This window comes from Streptomyces sp. NPDC033136 (genome assembly GCF_055578235.1).
In genome coordinates this window covers 22,562-37,432 of the sequence record NZ_JBVIPD010000032.1, presented here as the reverse complement: position 1 = coordinate 37,432, position 14,871 = coordinate 22,562, and the positions used below count along the sequence as shown (strand labels likewise).

The 14,871-nt window shown below is 71.3% G+C and carries 12 protein-coding genes and 1 pseudogene; 7 read left to right on the top strand and 6 right to left on the bottom strand.

Features of this window, described 5'->3' with window-relative positions; translation table 11 throughout:
* The first annotated feature begins 45 nt into the window (after positions 1–45).
* The 3 genes from ACZ5TL_RS36360 to ACZ5TL_RS36350 all read left to right on the top strand — a co-directional run bounded on the left by ACZ5TL_RS36360 (position 46) and on the right by ACZ5TL_RS36350 (position 4,410).
* Complete coding sequence (locus tag ACZ5TL_RS36360; protein WP_468595064.1) at positions 46–1,563, top strand: B12-binding domain-containing radical SAM protein; 1,518 nt, start codon at positions 46–48, stop codon at positions 1,561–1,563.
* Positions 1,564–1,720: 157 nt separating this feature from the next.
* The gene (locus ACZ5TL_RS36355) at positions 1,721–2,818 is read left to right on the top strand and encodes a glycosyltransferase family protein (RefSeq protein WP_468595063.1); all 1,098 of its coding nucleotides are present in this window, start codon (positions 1,721–1,723) and stop codon (positions 2,816–2,818) included.
* Positions 2,818–4,410: a carbamoyltransferase C-terminal domain-containing protein gene (locus tag ACZ5TL_RS36350; RefSeq protein ID WP_468595062.1), complete on the top strand. Its 1,593-nt coding sequence runs from the start codon at positions 2,818–2,820 to the stop codon at positions 4,408–4,410. Before ACZ5TL_RS36355 ends, ACZ5TL_RS36350 begins: the two co-directional genes overlap by 1 nt.
* A gap of 101 nt (positions 4,411–4,511) precedes the next feature.
* Here ACZ5TL_RS36350 and ACZ5TL_RS36345 read toward each other — a convergent pair whose 3' ends face one another.
* The 5 genes from ACZ5TL_RS36345 to ACZ5TL_RS36325 all read right to left on the bottom strand — a co-directional run bounded on the left by ACZ5TL_RS36345 (position 4,512) and on the right by ACZ5TL_RS36325 (position 8,769).
* Entirely contained in the window at positions 4,512–5,330 is an 819-nt protein-coding gene (locus ACZ5TL_RS36345; RefSeq protein ID WP_468595061.1) for a class 1 isoprenoid biosynthesis enzyme, read from the bottom strand.
* A complete protein-coding gene (locus ACZ5TL_RS36340) occupies positions 5,327–6,142 on the bottom strand; it encodes a beta/alpha barrel domain-containing protein (RefSeq protein WP_468595060.1) in 816 nt (271 codons plus the stop codon). Before ACZ5TL_RS36340 ends, ACZ5TL_RS36345 begins: the two co-directional genes overlap by 4 nt.
* Before the next feature lie 44 nt (positions 6,143–6,186).
* Positions 6,187–7,098 (bottom strand): hypothetical protein, encoded by a 912-nt coding sequence (locus ACZ5TL_RS36335; protein WP_468595059.1) that lies wholly within the window; start codon positions 7,096–7,098, stop codon positions 6,187–6,189.
* A 322-nt stretch (positions 7,099–7,420) separates the two neighbouring features.
* A complete protein-coding gene (locus tag ACZ5TL_RS36330; RefSeq protein ID WP_468595058.1) occupies positions 7,421–8,101 on the bottom strand; it encodes a hypothetical protein in 681 nt (226 codons plus the stop codon).
* The gene (locus tag ACZ5TL_RS36325) at positions 8,098–8,769 is read right to left on the bottom strand and encodes an ABC transporter ATP-binding protein (protein WP_468595057.1); all 672 of its coding nucleotides are present in this window, start codon (positions 8,767–8,769) and stop codon (positions 8,098–8,100) included. Before ACZ5TL_RS36325 ends, ACZ5TL_RS36330 begins: the two co-directional genes overlap by 4 nt.
* 523 nt (positions 8,770–9,292) lie before the next feature.
* On the opposite strand from ACZ5TL_RS36325, the gene ACZ5TL_RS36320 reads away from it, so the two are divergent.
* From ACZ5TL_RS36320 to ACZ5TL_RS36305, 4 genes and pseudogenes are all read left to right on the top strand, one after another.
* Entirely contained in the window at positions 9,293–10,447 is a 1,155-nt protein-coding gene (locus ACZ5TL_RS36320) for a glycosyltransferase family 2 protein (RefSeq protein WP_468595056.1), read from the top strand.
* A gap of 84 nt (positions 10,448–10,531) precedes the next feature.
* Positions 10,532–11,350: a glycosyltransferase family 2 protein gene (locus ACZ5TL_RS36315; RefSeq protein ID WP_468595055.1), complete on the top strand. Its 819-nt coding sequence runs from the start codon at positions 10,532–10,534 to the stop codon at positions 11,348–11,350.
* A complete protein-coding gene (locus ACZ5TL_RS36310) occupies positions 11,347–12,810 on the top strand; it encodes a glycosyltransferase family 2 protein (protein WP_468595054.1) in 1,464 nt (487 codons plus the stop codon). Before ACZ5TL_RS36315 ends, ACZ5TL_RS36310 begins: the two co-directional genes overlap by 4 nt.
* A 63-nt stretch (positions 12,811–12,873) precedes the next feature.
* A pseudogene (locus tag ACZ5TL_RS36305) lies at positions 12,874–13,131 on the top strand (DUF2617 family protein); the annotation flags it as partial.
* Positions 13,132–13,641: 510 nt separating this feature from the next.
* On the opposite strand, the gene ACZ5TL_RS36300 reads toward ACZ5TL_RS36305, so the two are convergent.
* The gene (locus ACZ5TL_RS36300; RefSeq protein WP_468595053.1) at positions 13,642–14,679 is read right to left on the bottom strand and encodes a Fe(II)-2OG oxygenase family protein; all 1,038 of its coding nucleotides are present in this window, start codon (positions 14,677–14,679) and stop codon (positions 13,642–13,644) included.
* Between the last annotated feature and the right edge of the window lie 192 nt (positions 14,680–14,871).

The following is a 14,871-nucleotide window of genomic DNA, read 5'->3' as shown; positions in this document are numbered from 1 at the left end:
CCGCACGACCACACCGCCCGCACGACCCCAGAAGGAGGGGACATCATGCGCAAGACACTGCCCGTCATCAGCACCGGTGCGACGGCGGGGACCGCGTCGGGCGGCTGCTCGACGACCGTCGCCGAAACACCGGCCCGCCCGGGCCTGCCGCGCTGGCGCAAGCGGAACCTGCGGATCGCGCTGGTGCGCCACCACGACCTGTGTCTCAACACTCGTCAGATCACCCAGATCCAGAAGCGGGCCGGCGTCCTGCCGCACCTCGGACTGGGCTACATCCACACCGCGCTGAAGTCGGCAGGCTTCCACCACGTCATCCAGGTCGACACCCCGGCCCTCGGCCTGGACAGCGAAGGACTGCGCAAACTGCTCGCCGACTTCGCACCCGACCTGGTCGGCGTCAGCACCACCACGCCTGGCCTGCCCGGCGCCGTCGAGGCCTGCCAGGCAGCCAAGAGCACCGGCGCCAAGGTCATCCTCGGCGGCCCGCACACCGAGGTCTACGCGCACGAGAACCTCTTCCACGACTGCATCGACTACGTCGGTGTCGGCGAAGGCATCACGATCATGCCGCAGCTGGCCGAGGCCCTGGAGCAGGGCGAGAAGCCGGAGGGCGTTCCGGGCCTGGTGACCCGCGAACACGACGGCGGCGCCGCGCCGATGGTCAACCTGGAAGAGGTCGGCTGGCCCTCCCGCGACGGCCTGCCGATGAACAGCTACTACTCGATCATGGCTCCCCGGCCGTTCGCGACGATGATCTCCAGCCGGGGCTGCCCCTTCAAATGCAGCTTCTGCTTCAAACAGGCCGTCGACAAGAAGTCGATGTACCGCTCCCCCGAGGACGTCGTCGGCGAGATGACGGAGCTGAAGGACCGGTGGGGGGTGAAGGAGATCATGTTCTACGACGACGTGTTCACCCTGCACCGCGGCCGCGTCCGGGAGATCTGCGAGCTGATCGGCGAACAGGGCCTGAAGGTGCGCTGGGAGGCGCCGACCCGGGTGGACCTGGTGCCGGAGCCGCTGCTGAAGGCGATGGCGGGGGCGGGCTGCACCCGGCTGCGGTTCGGCATCGAGCACGGCGACCCGGAGATCCTCAAACGGATGCGCAAGGAGAGCGACATCGAGAAGATCGAGCGGGCCGTCACCTCCGCACACGAGGCGGGCATCAAGGGTTTCGGCTACTTCATCGTCGGCTGGCTCGGCGAGACCCGGGAACAGTTCCGCGCCACCGTCGACCTCGCCTGTCGCATCCCCCTGGACTACGCGAGCTTCTACACCGCGACCCCGTTGCCGGGCACCCCCCTGCACACCGAGTCGGTGGCCGCGGGGCAGATACCGGCCGACTACTGGGACCGGTTCGTGCAGGGCGAGTTCGACGCGCGGATCGGATACCTGGTGCCCGACGCCCAGCGCCGCGCCCAGGCCGCCTACCGCGCGTTCTTCCTGCGCCGCTCCATGGCGAAGCCGTTGCTGACCCACATGGCCACGACCGGCCAGTGGCGCAACACGCTGGACGGCCTGCGCAGTCTGGCCCGGTCGACCTCCAACACCGACCGTGACTTCTGAGACCGCCCGCCCGTCCGCGCCGGTTCGGCCGGGCCCTCCCGTCCGTCTCAATACGCCACTGCCCGCCCACGGACGGCGGCGGCGCGGTGAACCGTTCCTCGCCCACCACGTCCGCGGGACCATGGCCCGCGGCTTCCGCCCCCCGCCGTCCTGGTCGGTGCCGGTACGTTACGTCCTGCCCGACGGACCCTCGGGCGAGACGCCCCCCGTCTCCCAGGCCCGGGCCGCCGCCACCCTGCGCCCCGGCTCTCCCGCCCTCGCCCTGATCGCTCCGACCTGCGTGGCCCGCGGCACCCTCGCCGAACAGGAGAAGCGCCTCGACGCCCTGCTGGACCGCGTCGCCGAGCTGGCCGAGGACCAACCGGACACCCCCGCCGTGCTGTTCGTCGGAATGCAGTGGTTCTCGGCCGAGGAGAAGGACGAGTCCCTGCGGCGACTGCGGGCGCTGCTGCGGCAGGCCCGCAGCCGACTGCCCCACCTGCCCGTGTGCGGTGTCTCCCTGCCCGGTCCGGGCAAGCCCCGCACGCTGAACGCGGCGATCGAGGTGGCCGAACTGCTCGGCTGCGCGGGCATCGGCTGGGTCGACGACGACGTGACCCTGGACCCGGGTTGCCTGTCGCGGATGGTGCGGGACTTCCAGGCGGCCGGCTGCCGGGGCGCCGTGGGCGCCACGAAGATCCCGCACACCAAGGAGTTCGCCACCTCGCGCCTGCTGACCCGCGCGAAGGCGATCGCGGCGCCCGCCACCAACTACCCGCACGGCTGCTGCATCCTGGTCGCCACCGACGTCCTGTCCGGCGGCCTGCCCGGCCGGTACGTCTCGGACGACGGTTACGTCTGCTTCCGGCTGCTCGATCCCGCCCTGCCCGACCCACTGGCCTGGCTGCGCCTGGTACCGGACGCACGCTGCCACTACTACGTCGCCGGACCCGCGGGCGAGACCCGGCGCAGGATCCGCAGGCTCCTGCTCAACCACCTCGTCGACCTCGCCGACTGGCCCCTGCCCGTGGTCCGCCACTACTTCCGCCACATCCTCTTCGCCGGCCTGTGGCCGCTGACCGGCTTCGACAGCGCCGACGGACGGCGGCGCGGCCTCCAGAAGGCGCTGATCAAGTGGCTCTACTTCGCCTGGTTCGCGGGGGTGGGGACGGAGCTGTACCTGCGCGGGCTGACCGGACGGCCGCTGCGTGCCGTCGAGTGGGCCCCGTACTCGGCCGTCAGAAGCCCCCTCACACCCGCTGACCAGGAGCGCTGATGAAGGTACTGTCTCTCCACTCCGCCGGCCACGACACCGGCGTCGGCTACTTCGAGGACGGACTGCTGGTCTTCGCCGTCGAGACCGAACGGCTCACCCGCGTCAAGCACGACCACCGCTGCGACGTCGCACTGGAGCACGTGCTGTCCCAGGAGTGCGTGGACACCGACGGGATCGACCTGGTGGCGGTCAGCACACCGGTCCGCACCTCCCTGTTGCGGATCCCGGACCTCGACCAGGCCATGCGGCGCATCAACGCCGGAGCGCCGCACCACCGGACCACCTGCGACCTGCTCGGCCGGCGGGTGGACTGCGTGGTCGTCACGCACGAGGTCTCGCACGCCGCCCTCGCCGCCCACTACGCGGGCCATGAGGACGGCACCCTCGTGCTGGTCAACGAGGGCCGCGGACAGCTCACCCGCAGCTCCCTGTTCCGGGTCGAGGAGGACCGCCTGGAGTGGATCGCGAAGGACCCGTTGCCCTGGTACGGCAACGGCTTCGGCTGGACGGCGATCGGCCACCTGCTGGGCTTCGGCAAGAGCCCCAGCGTCGCCGGCAAGGTGATGGCGCTCGGCGGCTACGGACAGCCGCACGCCCGCATACGCGAGCAGCTGCAGGCGGTGGATCCCCGGGTGATGCACGATCTGGACCTGGCCGAGCGGGTGCGCGCCGGGCTGGCCGAACGCCCGGAGTTCCGACCCGAGTTCGAGACGGCTGCACACGTCGTCGCCACCTTCCAGGAGCTGTTCACGGAAGCCGTGCACGCCGTGCTCGACCGGCACGTCACCCGTACCGCCACGGGCGTCGGGCCGATCGCCCTCGGCGGCGGCTGCGCACTGAACATCGTCGCCAACTCGGCGCTGCGCGAGGCCTTCGGCCGGGACATCGCCGTCCCGCCCGCCTGTGGGGACGCGGGCCACCTGGCGGGCGCCGGCGTCTACGCCCTCACCTACGTGCTGGGCCACCGGCCCGAACCACTCAGCGTGTACGCCAACGGCACCGGCGAGCCCCGCACCGACGTCCTGGCCGCCCTGGACACCGCGGGGCTGCGGGCCGTTCCGTACGACGCCGCCGCGGTCGCCCGGCTGCTCGCGGACGGCGGTGTCGTGGCCCTGACGCAGGGGGCGGCCGAACTCGGACCGCGGGCGCTCGGGCACCGCTCACTGCTGGGCAACCCTGCCGTGCCGGGGATGCGCAAGCGGATGAGTGAAAGGCTCAAACAGCGCGAGTGGTACCGCCCCTTGGGCGCCGTGATGCGCGACGAGCGGTTCGCCGAGCTCTACCCGGGCGACCGGCCGTCCCCGTACATGCTCTTCGAGTACCGCCTGCCGGAAGGCACCGCCCCGGAGGCCCGGCACGTCAACGGGACCTGCCGCATCCAGACCCTGGGCGCCGACCAGCCGCGGCTGCACGGGCTGCTCGCCTCCTTCGAGGCGCAGACCGGCGTACCGGCTCTGATCAACACCTCGCTCAACGGCCCCGGCCGGGCCATCGCGCACACCGCCCGGCAGGTGCTGGACGACTTCGCGCACAACGACGTCGACCTGTTCGTCTTCGACGACGTGATGGCCCACCGGAGCGAGCCCCGGTAGGGCCTGTCCGGGAGTCGGCGACCGACGGCAACGCGGCGGATGCGTGCCGGACAGGCGTCTGCCCCATGAGCCGCCGGACAGGCCCTCGGCCTGTCCGGCGGTCAGTGCACCAGGTACCGTGGCAGCAGCCGGTCCCGTACGTCGTCGGTGTACAGGCCGACGACGGGCACCAGCCCCGAGGAGGCCGGCTGCTCCCGCACCGCGTCGAGCGCCTGGGCGCGCAGCCGTTCGAGGAGTGCCTCGACGTCCCGTGCGGGAACGGCCCCGGTCCGCATCAGATGACCGAGGTTTCCCTCCCGCTCGCTGTTGCGGTCGTAGTCGGTCAGGTCGTCGGCGATCGTGATGATCGTGCCGAAGGCCTCGGCGAACCGCCGCGCTGGGTCGACGGACTCCTCCTCACGGCCGCAGATCGCGGACAGGGAGCCGTAACAGCCCAGGAAGGTGGCCCCGTAGGTGCTGGCGTTGGCGCACCACTCGTCGAGGTTCTGCGCACGGTGGCTCTTGGTGCGGATCTGGCCGGTGCAGACCGCGGTGAAGTCACGTTCGAGCAGGCCGGTCACGGCGCGAGCGTCAGCGGCGAGCGCGCACATCTCGTGCAGTGCCGTCAGGTGCAGGTGCAGGCACAGACAGGCGAGTTCGACCCGGTCGAGCCCGGTGTCATCGTCCATGAGGTCGTCGAGCAGCTTCATGGCCACGATGTCCATGGCGAGCGCCCGGGCCACCGCGGCGCGCCGCCGCGGTTCGGTGACCCACTCGGTGAGGAAGTGCGGCACTCGCAGGTACAGGCGCAACGCCGCGGTGTGGGCGACGAGTTCGGGTGAGCCCCCGTTGCGGGCGACGAAGTCGGTGACGTGGTCGCGGTTGGCGGACTCGGTGACCAGCATCGACGTGGTGTAGGCCGCGGGCAGTACCGCGGTCACGGCCGGCCCGCCGTGATCTCGGCGAGCGTGGACCGCCAGTCGGCGTGCTCCAGCGCCCCGGCGAAGCCCACATAGTCGGCGCCCGCCTCCAGGTAGGCGCTGACGTGCTCCCGCCGGCGGACGTTGCCGCTGACGAACAGGAGCTGGTCGGGATGCAGCCGCCGCCGGAAGTGGCGGACCACGTCGGCGGGGACCTGGGCGTAGCGGGAGTACAGGTACACCATGTGGAAGCCGAAGCTGCGGGTGATCTCGATGTACCGGTCGATCTGTTCGGTGCTCGTGGTGGCCACCGGCACCGTGCCGAGCAGGTCCTCCGTCTTGTGGTCCTCGCCGAAGGTGAGGGCGACGGTGAGCAGGAGTTCCGGCCAGTCCTCGCGGTCGGCCCGGCCGGGCAGGTTGACCAGCGTCTCCAGGTAGCTCTTCCATACGTAGTAGTCGTCGCGCGAGCCGAGCAGCGCGGGCAGGACGACGGCGTCGGCGCCCCGGGCCAGGGGGAAGCCCAAGCCCTTGCGCGGCGGGAAGTGCAGCAGCACCGGCAGCGAGCTGACCTCCTTGATCGCCGCCACGTACGGGTTCATGCGGAGCTCGAACGACTCGTAGTCGGTGCTGGCGAGGATCAGGGCGGGACAGCCGAGGGCGTCAAGGATCTTCGCCTTCTCCACGGCCTCGGCCTGCGGTACCTTGAACGGGTCGATGATGTGCACGGGCCCGCGCTCGTGGCCCCGCAACCGCTCGAGGACGGCCCCCCGGTTCAGCAGGTGTGGTGCGGCCGGGACTTCTGTTCGCTGGGCCAGCTGCGGTGACGTGTTCACCGGCGTTCTCCCCCTCGTGGTCGGTCGTGGCGCGCTGCGCGCCGTCATGCGAGGTCCGCGCGGCTCGGCTCGGCCGCCGGAGTCACCGCCGCGCTGCTCGTCCTTGCCAGTGCGGCTACGACGGACGCGGTGGTGTAGAGCGCATTGGTGTCCAGGACGACAGAGCCGAGCGCCGCCTTCCCGCGCAGGCCGCGTTCCCAGTGCCGGCGTGCGTCGGGGTCGAACTCCATGGGGCCGGGCACCCGGCACCACGCGGACGGCCGCCAACTGCCGTCCGACTCCTGGGAGTCGATCAGCCAGGAGACCGCCCGGCGGACAGCGTCACGGCCCTCCGGCAGTTCTCCGGCCAGCACGGCGCGCAGCGCGAAAGCGGTGGCGAAGGCGGAGCCGTCCGGCTCCCACTCGGTGCGCACGGCACCGTCGGCGCCGATCCTGGCGGCGGCCCAGCGGGCGGCTGCCCGCACCTCGGGCCGGTCCCCGGCCGGGCGGCCGGCGGTAAGCGCCTCGGCAGCCAGGGCCGTGGGGTACTCGCGGTCCGGCCACCAGTAGGCGGGCCACGATCCGTCGGGCCGCTGGATCTCGCGGAGCCTGGTCAACAACCGTTCACGCACGGGCAGTCGGAGCAGTCCGGCCGCGGCCGAGGTCACGCACGCATGACTCGCGTACCAGGCGTCCCAGCGGGGGGCCACGCGGTCCAGGAAGGGCGCGGCGGTCTGCGGCAGATAGCTGGAGATTCCGCCGTCCTCCTGGAGGTGCGCCGCCACGAAGCGGTATCCCTCGTCGGCGCGGGGGTCGTCCTCGGCGCCCAGCGCCTCGGACAGTCGCAGTACCCAGGAGGTGATGTCGGCGTCACCGGGAACCCGGGGGCAGTAGCCCCAGCCGTCGGTCGGGCCGCGGGCCTGTTTCAGCAGCTCCCAGGCGGACAGCGCCGCTGATCGCCCCGGACCCTCAGGCAATTCCGCGAGTGAGGCCCCGACAAAGGCGGTGGCCCAGAACTGGCCTGGGCCACGGACTTCGTAGTCGTTCCACCAACCGTCCGCATCACATGCGGTCCGGAGGAATTCCGTCGCCCACGAGAGGGCTTGTCCGGCGGATTCGCCGAGAGGTAATCGCTGCGCACCGTTCACGAACTCTCCTATCTGGGAGAGGTGACGAGCCGGGCCACCATGCCGGCGCGTGGACACTGCACCGGCAGGACGATTCCCCAACCCTACACGTGTTCGCATCGGCGAGACAGAGGCATTTCCCCCCGGTGCACCGCACGGACTCGCGCCGGATTCACACGAATTGCATGTGGGTACGTCGCCGCAATCGCACCGACATGACTCCGCCGCTCGCCAGCACCAAGAACGCGGTCACCACGACGGCATGGGCCACGCCCGCGGTGAGGGAACCGCTGCGGGCGCCGTCGACGGCGTACGTGATGATCTCCCGGGTCGACCAGAAGGGCAGCACCTTGGCTGCGTCCTTGGCCGGGTCGATCACCATCTGGGCCCCGATGACCGAGATCAGCAGCAGGGTGCCCTCCAGGTCCCGGGGCACGGCGAGGCCGAGCAACAGCCCGAGTGGAACGGCCACCAGGGTGGTCAGCGCCAGTTCCAGGGCGACCGCCTGCGGGTTCGCCACGTCCTGGTCCACGATCACGACCACGGCGTACAGCCCGGAGATCAGCAGCCCGGCGGTGAGCAGGGCGAGCAGGCGGCCCAGGTACAGATGCCGGGGCCGGAAGCCGGACAGCGTGAGCCGGGGCTCGATCTCCCGGCCGCCGACGGCCGAGAACAGGGCGGCGGTGCTCACCGCGAACCCCACGCCCAGGCTGGCGAACCGGATGGCCTGGCCGGCCTGGTCGTGCCGGCCCAGGTAGAACACCAGCGGCACGAGGAGGAGCAGGCCAAGCACTCCGCGCCGGCGCAGCAGCTCGCGCAGGGTCATCTCGGCCATGCGCAGGGTCCGGGTCATCGGCCCGCCTCCTGCTTCCTGGGGCTGAGGTCCAGCACGTGGTCGACCTGATCGAGCTGGTTGAGCATGTGGGTCACGACGACGATCGCCTTGCCCTGGTCGCGCCAGCCCCAGACGTTCTGCCAGAAGTCCACGTAGGAGCCCCGGTCGAAGCCCTGGTAGGGCTCGTCGAGCAGCAGGACGTCCGGGTCGCCGAGGGCGGAGAGGACGACGTTGAGCTTCTGCCGGGTGCCGCCCGACAGGTCCTTGGCCAGGGTGCTGCGGGAGACCTGCCAGTCGAGCTTGGAGGCGAGTTCGCGCCCCCGGCGGTCGGCGTCCCGGCCGCCCATGCCCCGGCCCGTGCCGAACAGGGTGAAGTGCTCGCGCGGCGTGAGGAAGCCCATGACGCCGGCGTTCTGCGGGCAGTAGCCGAGGCGCCCGGAGATGGTCACCCGGCCCGCGTCCGGCGCGAGCAGCCCGGCGCAGATCTTGAGCATGCTGGACTTGCCGGCTCCGTTGCTGCCCACGATCGCCGCGACCTCGCCCGCGCGCACGACGAGGTCGACGCCGTTCAGGACGCGGTGGCGGCCGTAGCTCTTCACGATCCCGCGCGCGTGCAGCCGGACCTCCCGCCCGTACGGCCCCGGGGCCCCGCCCGACTGCTGTTCCGCCTGTGCGGAATACGTCATGTGTCCCACCTTCCTTCCACCGCCCGCGACGAATGGCGCGGAATGCCGGCCGTCCTGGTTCGTTGTCATTCGGGTCCGCGACTCTTCGCGGAGCCCGCCCGCCGCATCCCGTGGCCGTCAGCCTGCCACACTCGGACGAGCGGATGGCGCACACCCCGGACGCGTACGGAGGGCCGGTAATAAACCAGACGAGCATTTTCAGTCGTTCCCGGGATGCCCATGAAGGGGAACCGTGTGCGACGGCAGCGCAATTCGGCCAGGCTACCGCCCGAATCGCGCGGGCCTGCCCGGTGGATTCACCGCGCCGGTACCATCGCAACCCCGGTATTCAGGCCACACATCGGGAAGTGTGCGGCCGGTCTTGTGATCACTCCAAGGTGGCCGTTACAGTGTGGCCCGTCGAAATCAGCGTATTCAGCACATTGTGCGACCGCGCACGTCGACTGTGAATTCCCCTTCGTCGCGGATATCTGACGAAGGGCCGGAACGGGTGGTGCACGATTCGGCCGACGAAGGGACACGGATGGTCCGGGGCACCGGAAGCGGGCACACCTGGTGGCAACGCGCCGTGGCCCGCGGCTTCGACCCGCTCCCCGCACCGCACGCCCCGGTGACCCTGATCAGGTCGGGAGAGATCCGGCAGGATCCGGCCGACCTGGCAAGCGAACTGCCCTCCGGAGGGCTCGGGGTGCTGCTTCCCACGTACGTGGCGCGCTGCGACCTGACGGCCCACGAGACCGCGCTCCGTCACCTCCTCGACGCCCTCGCCGACGTACGGCACACCCGTCCCGGTCTGCCGCTGACGATCTGGCTGGGCATGCAGTACGGCCCCGGCGAGCACGCGGAGGCTCTCGGCCGGCTGCGGAAGCTGACCAGGGACTCCCCCGTGCCCATCGTCGGCTTCGCGCTGCCGGGCCGGGGAAAGCTGCGGACCGTCAACACGGCCCTGCGACTGTCCCGCCGACTGGGCCACACCGGCTGGCTGTGGACCGACGACGACGTCGAGTTCGGCCCCGGCTGTCTCGCCCGGCTCGTCGACCGCTTCCACGAACGCGGCTGCGCCGGCGCGGTCGGCGCCCACCTCGTCGCCCTCCCCCGTACGTCCGCCACGTCGCGGACGATGGACCGCATCTCCGGCGTCACCGTGCCGCCCGGCGCCTACCCGGCGGCTGCCTGCATGCTCGTCGCCGGCGACGTCGTGGCCGACGGCATCCCGGCCCGCAGGCTCGCCGACGACGGCTATGTGCTCTTCGAACTCCTCGACCCCGAGGCGGCCGACCCGCTGCACGACCTGGAAGTACTGCCGGACGCCCGGGGCAGCTTCTACCGGGTCGCCCGGACCCGCGACACGCTGCGCCGACTGCGCCGCTCCCTGTACAGCCATGTGACCTGCACGGCCGACTACCCGTGGGCCACTTCACGGAGGTACCTCACCGGCACTCTGTTCCACGGCCTGTGGCCGCTGGCCGCCTGGGACGGCAGCGGCGGTCCGGTCCGGGGACTGAAACGCTGGACCGTCAAGGCCGTCCACCTGACCTGGTTCTGCGCGGTCGCCGCCGGCCTCGCCGTCCGCGGCGCGGCGCACCGCCCGCTGCGGCACGTGTCGTGGGGCGACGACGGCGACTTCCTGAGCCCGGCCGCCGAGGGGCAGCCCGCGGTGACACGCACCGGACCCTGACACGGGACGGCCGCCCGGCACGGCGGCCGCCCGGACGCCGACACAGCCGGCCGCCCGCTGCGGCGGCCCCGGAAGGGAGACGCCGTGCGGACCTCGGCACACACTCAGGCGGCGGTCACCGTCGTCCTGCCGCACTACGACTGCGCGGACTACCTTGGCGCGGCGGCGGCCTCGGTCCTCACCCAGGACCGGACCGACCTCCGCCTGATCGTGGTCGACGACTGCTCCCCCCACGACACGTGGACGGCCGCGTTGCGCCCGTACGCCCGGGACCCGCGCCTGACCGTGCTGCGCACCTCCGAGAACGTCGGCCATCTGCGCATCAAGAACAAGGTCCTGGAACGCGTGGACACGCCCTACGTCGCCTTCCAGGACGCCGACGACATCAGCCTTCCGGGCCGGCTGCGCCATCAACTCGCTGTGCTGGAACGGGGCAAGGCCGACCTGGTGGGCTGCGCCTACGAGTACATCGACGCCGAGGGCCACGGCACCGGCCGCCGCCGGATGCCCCGCAACGGCAACCTGTGGATGCGCCTGGGCCGTTCGACGGTTCTGCTGCACCCGTCGTCGGTCGTGCGCCGCGAGGTGCTGGAGCGGCTCGGCGGCTTCGACGGCACGGTCCGGCTCGGCGCGGACACCGACTTCCACCTCCGGGCGGCCCGGCTGTACCGGTTGCGCAGTGTGCGCCACGTCCTGTACCGCTACCGGATCTGGCCCCGGTCGCTGACCCAGGCGCCCGAGACGGGCTTCGGGTCCGCGGAACGCCTCTCCTACACCGGGGCCATGAACGCCCAGGAGCGCCGCCGCCGCGAGGCGAGGACCCGTGAGGAGCTGCTGCCCCTGCTGGTCGCGCCGCCCAACGACATCGACTTCACGCTGGCCCCGGTCGCGGTGGGCGGGTGACGGTGGCGAGCGCGGAACCGCCCCTGCCCGCGATCGGCGTGGTCGTCGCGGCACCCGAGGGCCGATGGGAACCCGCGGTCGAGAGCCTGCTGCGCCAGTCCCTGCCGCCCGCCACGATCACGGTCGTCACCCCGACGGACCCGCCGCCGTCCCCACGGCCGCACTTCGTGCGCTGCGCTCCCGGCACCGCCGCCGAGGCCTGCGTCGAGGCCGCACGCGTCAACCGGACTCCCTACGTCGCCTTCCTCCACGGCGGTGACCAGGCCCTCCCCGACTGGCTGCGTCATCTGGCCGGGGCGGCTGCCGACGGTGCGGGCCTCGTCCAGTGCGGCACGCTCCGGCTGCGGGCGGACGCGCTGGTCGAGGGCATCACCCTGGCGCCCGGTCTCGACGGTGCCGCGTACGCCGTACGCCGCGAGCTGCTGGGCACGAGCGACCGTTCGGCCACATGGGTCGTGGTGCCGCGACTGCTGGTGCGGCGCCGGACCGACGACAGCGCCGCGACCGTGTCAGCCGCCCGGGCCGCCGGGGCCGGCCTCGTACGGGACGCGCGCCTCGTCCCCGCTGTCCACACGCCGCGCGTGGAGGTGTCCGGACGCGGACGGGCCCCCGACCTCGTCTCCGTCGTGATCCCCGTCCGCGACGGCGCCCTCACGCTCCCGGCGCAGCTGCGTGCACTTGCGTCACAGACCTTGAGCGTCCCCTGGGAGGTCCTCGTCGTCGACAACGGCTCGACCGACGCGACCCGCGAGGTGGCCGAGAAGGCCCGTCCCGACCTGCCCGCCCTGCGCATCGTCGACGCCCACGAACGCCCCGGCGAGAGCTACGCCCGCAACTGCGGCATCGCCGCCGCCCTCGGTGACTTCATCGCCTTCTGCGACGCGGACGACGTCGCCGACCCCGGCTGGCTGGCCGCGCTGACCGAGGCCGCGCCGGAGGCCGACCTGATCGGCGGCAGCCTGGACAGCAGTGTGCTCAGCCCCGCGTACGCCGACGAGCAGCCGGTGCCGATGACCGAGCAGACCGACTTCCTGCCCTTCGCGCGAGGCGCCAACTGCGCCGCTTGGAAGGACGTGCTGACCACAATCGGCGGCTGGGACGAGACCTACCGGGGCGGCGGCGAGGACATGGACCTGTCCTGGCGGGCCCACCTGTGCGGATACCGGGTCGGATACGCCCACGACGCCCGCATGCACTACCGGCTGCGCGCCGAACTCTCCTCCCTGGCCCGGCAGAAGTGGAACTACGGCAGGTCCGGTGCCCGGCTGTACGCCGCCTACCGCCACGCCGGCTTCGAGCGCCGTGGCAACCGGACGGTCCTCATGAACTGGTCGTGGCTGCTCCTGCACACCCCCGACCTCGCCCGCTCCCCGAGCCTGCGCCGCCGCTGGATCCGTTACGGCGCCCGGCTCTCCGGTTTCCTGGCCGGCAGCGCGGAACAGCGCGTCAGATACCTGTGACCGCAGCACCCCGGCTCCCGGCAGCGCGCGCGGCGCAGACCGCCGGTTGTTGACTTTCAGCGGGTGGCTCTCTCACCCCCGATTCTCTCCCCCGCCCCTCAAACCTCGCGAACGCCTGTGTCGTACTCGGGCGCCGACGGACGACCGGGGGGCCGTGTGTACGCCGTTTCCCTGGACGCCCCCTACCCGGACACGGATGCGGGTCAACTCTGCTTCTCGCTGGACCTGACGGAACGTCCGGCACTGTCAGAGCGTCTGGTGTCGCTGGGCGGGCTGGATGTGCGGCTTCGGCTGCTCGGGGCCTCGCACCACGTGAGCTGCGGGACCGCCAGCAGCACCACATGGTCTGCCTCGTTCGGGCCGGGTTCGGTGCCGTCGTGCTTCTCGACGGTCGCGGCGGCCAGTTCGAGCACCGTGTGGTGTTGCGGGGCCCCGCCGGTTCGGGCAAGACGACACTGGCCCCGTGGCTCGCCGTCAGCCGCGCAGAACGACTTCGACGACGAGCTCGCCTTTCTCCGCGGCCGCGTCCCGTTCATCCTTCCGCTCCGCAGCCTGGCGCAGGAGTCCACGCTCCCCACTGCTCACACGTTTCTCGCCATGGCCGGCAGCATGCTGGACGGTGCGCAACCAGAGGGCTGGGTCGATCGGGTCCTGCACAGCGACGCGGCATGGCTCAGGCGAGGGCGCTGGCTGTCTCGGCTCGGAAGTACGCGGCCTCATGGGCGGGCAGAGCGGTCACGATGGTGTCGCGCCGGGCCGCCTGGACGGTCGGGCCAGGGATGGCACCGACTGGGTGCAGGGCCCACAGCGGGCCACGACCGGGCGGGGGTGTCAGCCATTCACGAGGTGACGGGTGCCCGGCATGAAGTACTGGGCGTGCGGCTCCAGATCATCGACGTTGACCGTCTTGATGATCCACCGGCTGCGCAACTCGTCCGGCTTGCGCACCTGCACCACCTCCTTGGCGTGCACGGTGTGGTTGTTGTACGTGATCACGAAGTCGCCGGGCCCGATGAACACACGCTGCTTGAGGGCGTGCAGGGTCTCGGAGACCTTGGGCACGATCGCCCGGGCGGCGTCGGTCACGCCGATCGTGCGGTTCTCGAAGTAGCGCAGGTCGTCCTCGCCGCCGATGATCGGGTGACGGTCGGCCTCGCCCAGCCCCAGGGTGCCGCCCATGACGGTCAGGTCATCGAAGGGCGTGTGGAACTGCGGGCTGCGCAGCAGTTCCAGCTCCTCCTCGGTGAAGGCCGCGATGACGTCGATGTTACGGACGAAGGAGGTGTAGACCTCGTTCTCCGGGTTACTGCGCATGCCCACCATGTACACCTGGTCGGGACGGACGAAGTGGTTGGCCAAGTCCTTGTGGAAGTGGATCGCATCGAGCGCCTTCTGCGACTGGGACGACTGCATGGAGCGCTTGGGGTAGATGTCCTGGAAGACATCGCCGTCGTTGACGTTCAGGTATCCGATCGCCGGGGTGCCGGCGAGCTGGGACAAGAGGGCGAGGAAGCCTTCCGCGATGAACGTCCGCTTCAGTTCGTACTTCGCCTTGACGGGCTCGTCGAAGTCGAAGACCGGTACGTCACAGTCGTAGGAGACGTTCTTCAGGACGACGGCCGGTTCCTTGCGCCGGTCGCGCTCCGCGAGGCCGGATACGTACGAGCGGAAGCGCTCGGGAACGACGCCGTCCTCGATCAGCTTGCCTATCTGGAACGCGTGGGCGTCGTAGAGGCGGTACGGATTGGCCGTCACTGTCCCGATCGCCTCGGCGAGCGCCGCGGACTCCTCGTCGGAGAAGATGAACTCCGGCGTGATCTGCCAGTCGGTGGATGCGTGGGTGGTGCTGCCGGCGGGCGCGGTCGTCATGTATTTCCTCCGTAGTGAGCGGACTGCCAAGGGGCCGGATGACACTCGCGGACTCTGACGGGGGCGGCCTGCCCCCGGCCAGAACCCGGGGGTGGCAGCAACTGGACGGCAGCAATTGGCCAGCTCGGACACACTGTTGAGCCGGAGTGTCGGAGTTCCGAAAGCCGCCTGCGGAACATCTCGCTCCGGTCT

What these genes read in the sequence shown, in the direction of transcription:
- ACZ5TL_RS36360 (WP_468595064.1), top strand. Translation starts at nt 46, where the DNA reads ATGCGCAAGACACTGCCCGTCATCAGCACCGGTGCGACGGCGGGGACC.
- ACZ5TL_RS36350 (WP_468595062.1), top strand. Translation starts at nt 2,818, where the DNA reads ATGAAGGTACTGTCTCTCCACTCCGCCGGCCACGACACCGGCGTCGGC.
- ACZ5TL_RS36330 (WP_468595058.1), bottom strand. Translation starts at nt 8,101, where the DNA reads ATGACCCGGACCCTGCGCATGGCCGAGATGACCCTGCGCGAGCTGCTG.
- ACZ5TL_RS36325 (WP_468595057.1), bottom strand. Translation starts at nt 8,769, where the DNA reads ATGACGTATTCCGCACAGGCGGAACAGCAGTCGGGCGGGGCCCCGGGG.
- ACZ5TL_RS36320 (WP_468595056.1), top strand. Translation starts at nt 9,293, where the DNA reads ATGGTCCGGGGCACCGGAAGCGGGCACACCTGGTGGCAACGCGCCGTG.
- ACZ5TL_RS36300 (WP_468595053.1), bottom strand. Translation starts at nt 14,679, where the DNA reads ATGACGACCGCGCCCGCCGGCAGCACCACCCACGCATCCACCGACTGG.